The sequence below is a fragment of the Burkholderia sp. E168m23 genome (genome assembly GCF_016586125.1).
In the GTDB taxonomy this organism is placed as follows: Bacteria; Pseudomonadota; Gammaproteobacteria; order Burkholderiales; family Burkholderiaceae; genus Burkholderia; species Burkholderia orbicola.
Genome location: NZ_BCPP01000972.1, coordinates 1 through 2642 on the forward strand (window position 1 = coordinate 1; position 2642 = coordinate 2642).

Annotated in this window: 4 protein-coding genes; all 4 read left to right on the top strand. The window is 64.9% G+C overall.

From position 1 onward, the window contains the following. Window positions 1–154, top strand: a 154-nt coding sequence (locus JMF90_RS32730; protein ID WP_374104305.1) for a cytochrome c, incomplete at its 5' end; no start/stop codon positions are given. A gap of 35 nt (window positions 155–189) precedes the next feature. Then, a complete protein-coding gene (locus tag JMF90_RS32735; protein WP_011548649.1) occupies window positions 190–864 on the top strand; it encodes a hypothetical protein in 675 nt (224 codons plus the stop codon). 73 nt (window positions 865–937) lie between these two features. Next, window positions 938–1558: a TetR/AcrR family transcriptional regulator gene (locus tag JMF90_RS32740; RefSeq protein ID WP_011548648.1), complete on the top strand. Its 621-nt coding sequence runs from the start codon at window positions 938–940 to the stop codon at window positions 1556–1558. A gap of 244 nt (window positions 1559–1802) precedes the next feature. Beyond that, window positions 1803–2636, top strand: coding sequence for a phytanoyl-CoA dioxygenase family protein (locus JMF90_RS32745; RefSeq protein WP_011548647.1), 834 nt, complete (start codon window positions 1803–1805; stop codon window positions 2634–2636). The last annotated feature ends 6 nt before the right edge of the window (window positions 2637–2642 follow it).

The following is a 2642-nucleotide window of genomic DNA, read 5'->3' on the forward strand; positions in this document are numbered from 1 at the left end:
CTACGATTATCTGCTCGCGCAGCTCGATGCATTCGCGACGGGTTCGCGCAGCGAGGCGACCGGCACGATGCAGCGCGTCGCGCAGGCGATGTCGGCGGATGACCGCGCGGCGGTCGCAGCCTATCTGGCAAGCCTCAGCCCCGCGAGGCAGTGAATCAACGGAAGCAACCGACCTCGGGAGTTCGAATCATGGATCACAGATCACTTGTCCTTTGTCTTTCCAGCGCGACGCTTGCGATGACGACCGGCGTCTATGGCTTCAAGTTCGTGCGCAAGCGCAACTTCCTGATCGGCATCGAGTGGTGGATCGTGACGATCTCCGCGTCCAATGCCGTGATCTTCTTCGCGACTGAATCGCCGGTGTCGTACTTCATTTCGCACTTTCTCGACGCGTTCTCGCGTGGGTTCGGGATGCCGGTGATCGCGGTCGCCGGCCTGATGGCCGTCACGCACGGCTACCGGCCGTCGATGCGACAGGACGTGACGCTGTTCGTGCTCGCGACGCTCGGGACGGTCGCGCTCGTGGCCGGCGTGTTGCAGCACGCGCTGCCGTACTTCTACGTGGCGATGTGGACGTTGATGTCGATCTATCTTGCCGGTTTCGTGTGGCGGCTCGTGCGTGCCGGCCACGCGCTCCATGCGCTGACGACGACGCTCGCGCTCGTCGCCTCGCAGGCGATCGCGTGCATCTACGATTTCTACAAGATCCCGGGCGAGGAAACCAACGTCGTGTTCAATTTCTATGTACTGGCGCTGCTGACCTGGTCGTACCTCACCGTCGCGCTCTATTACGCATATTGCGCACTGGAGCGAGACACCGGGCGCAGCAGTGCGAACGCGAGCGTCTTGTCGTATCCGAAATGAGTAGCTGTACTGAGGAAGTGGAAGCGGCTCGCGCCGGTTGCCGGTCCGGCTGCGGTGAACGCGGAGCGCGCGGATGGACCGGGTTCGCCTGACCCGCGCCGAGCGGCGCGATGCGACGCGTGAACGCCTGATCGACGCCGCGCGAGTGATCTTCGCGGAGAAAGGCTATGCGGCCGCGAGCGTGGAAGACATTGCTGCGGCGGCCGGACACACGCGTGGCGCGTTCTACTCGAACTTCCGCGGCAAGGCCGACGTGCTGTTCGAGTTGCTGGGGCGCGATCAGGACGAGGCTGCGGCGGCATTGCAGCGGATCGTCGGCGCGCACGACCCGGACGACGATGCGCAGCGCGCGATGCTTGCGTACTGGCGAAGGGGCACGACGCAGCCTGCATCGCGCCTGATGTGGCTCGACGCGCAGCTTCAGGCGGCGCGCGATCCGCAGTTCCGTGCGCGGTTCGGCGCGTTGCTGCACGACCGGCGCGCGCTCGCGGCCGCGTGCATCGACGCGTATGCGGCGCGGGTCGGTGTATCGCTGCCGTTGCCCACGCAGGTGCTGGCGCTCGGCCTGACCGCGCTGTGCGACGGCATGCACTCGCACGGTGCGGCCGAAGCACGCCCTACCGACGACACGCTGGCCGACACGGTACTGGTCGGCTTCATCACGCACACGGTGTTCGACCGCGTGCGCGGTTGAAGGCGCGAAGACGCGGCGGCCGCACGTTGTCGTGCGCCTGTATGAAGGCCGAAAGCCGATTGTCATACCGGGCCGGCGGCGGGCGGCCACAGACGTTCGATCATGCAGACGAAACAGGGAATACCCCGTCTTTTTCTTTTAATTATTTTTGTCATGATGACCTAACATAGTCATCATGTTCTACTGATGTGCCGGCGGTGAAGACGAGCTGCCGGTTGTGGCTGAACGAATCGGGAGATAGACGATGGATGCAATGAAGCGAAAGGCGTTCTTCGAGGACGGAGCCGTGCTCATCGAAGGGGTGCTCAACGACGAACAACTCGCGCAATGCCGCGCGGTGTTCGACTGGGGAATGGAGAATCCGGGCCCGATGGCGACGACGCTGCTCGACGGCACCGAATACAAGTCGCACAACGACAACGCGAACCCGTATGCGAAGGAGCGGCTCGACGCGCTGGTCGGCACGCTGCCGTTCGGGCAGTTGTTCGCCGACCTGTGGGGCTCGAAGCACGTGTGGTACTTCGCCGAGGAGCTGTTCATGAAGGCCGGCGGCAAGAGCGCACGCTCGCCGTGGCACCAGGACACGTCGTACCTGCCGTGGCAGGGGATGCATTTCGGCAACGCGTGGATCAGCTTCGAACACGTACCGAAGCGCAATGCGCTGGAGATCGTGCGCGGCTCGCACCACGGCGTGCGGCATGACGGCACGACGTTCCAGAACGCCGAGGATCCGACCGACCCGTTGCATGGCGGCGACGTGTGGCCGCGCCTGCCGAACATCGAGGCCGAGCGTCGCGCAGCGCCGGATGCGTACGACATCCTGTCGTGGGAAACGAAGCCGGGCGACGTGCTGCTGCTCCATCCGGGCGTGTTGCACGGCGGCGGCGCGGTCGATGCGGATTTCCCCGATCGCCATACGCTCGTGCTGCGCTTTTTCGGCGACAACGCGGTGTTCAGCCCGCTGCCCGACGAAAGCCGCTCAGGATTCACGCCGGCCGGCGTGCTGTTCGTCGAGGAACTCGCCGGGCTGAAGGCCGGCGATCCGTTCCGCGCGCCGTGTTTCCGTCAACTCGTCTGAACCGGG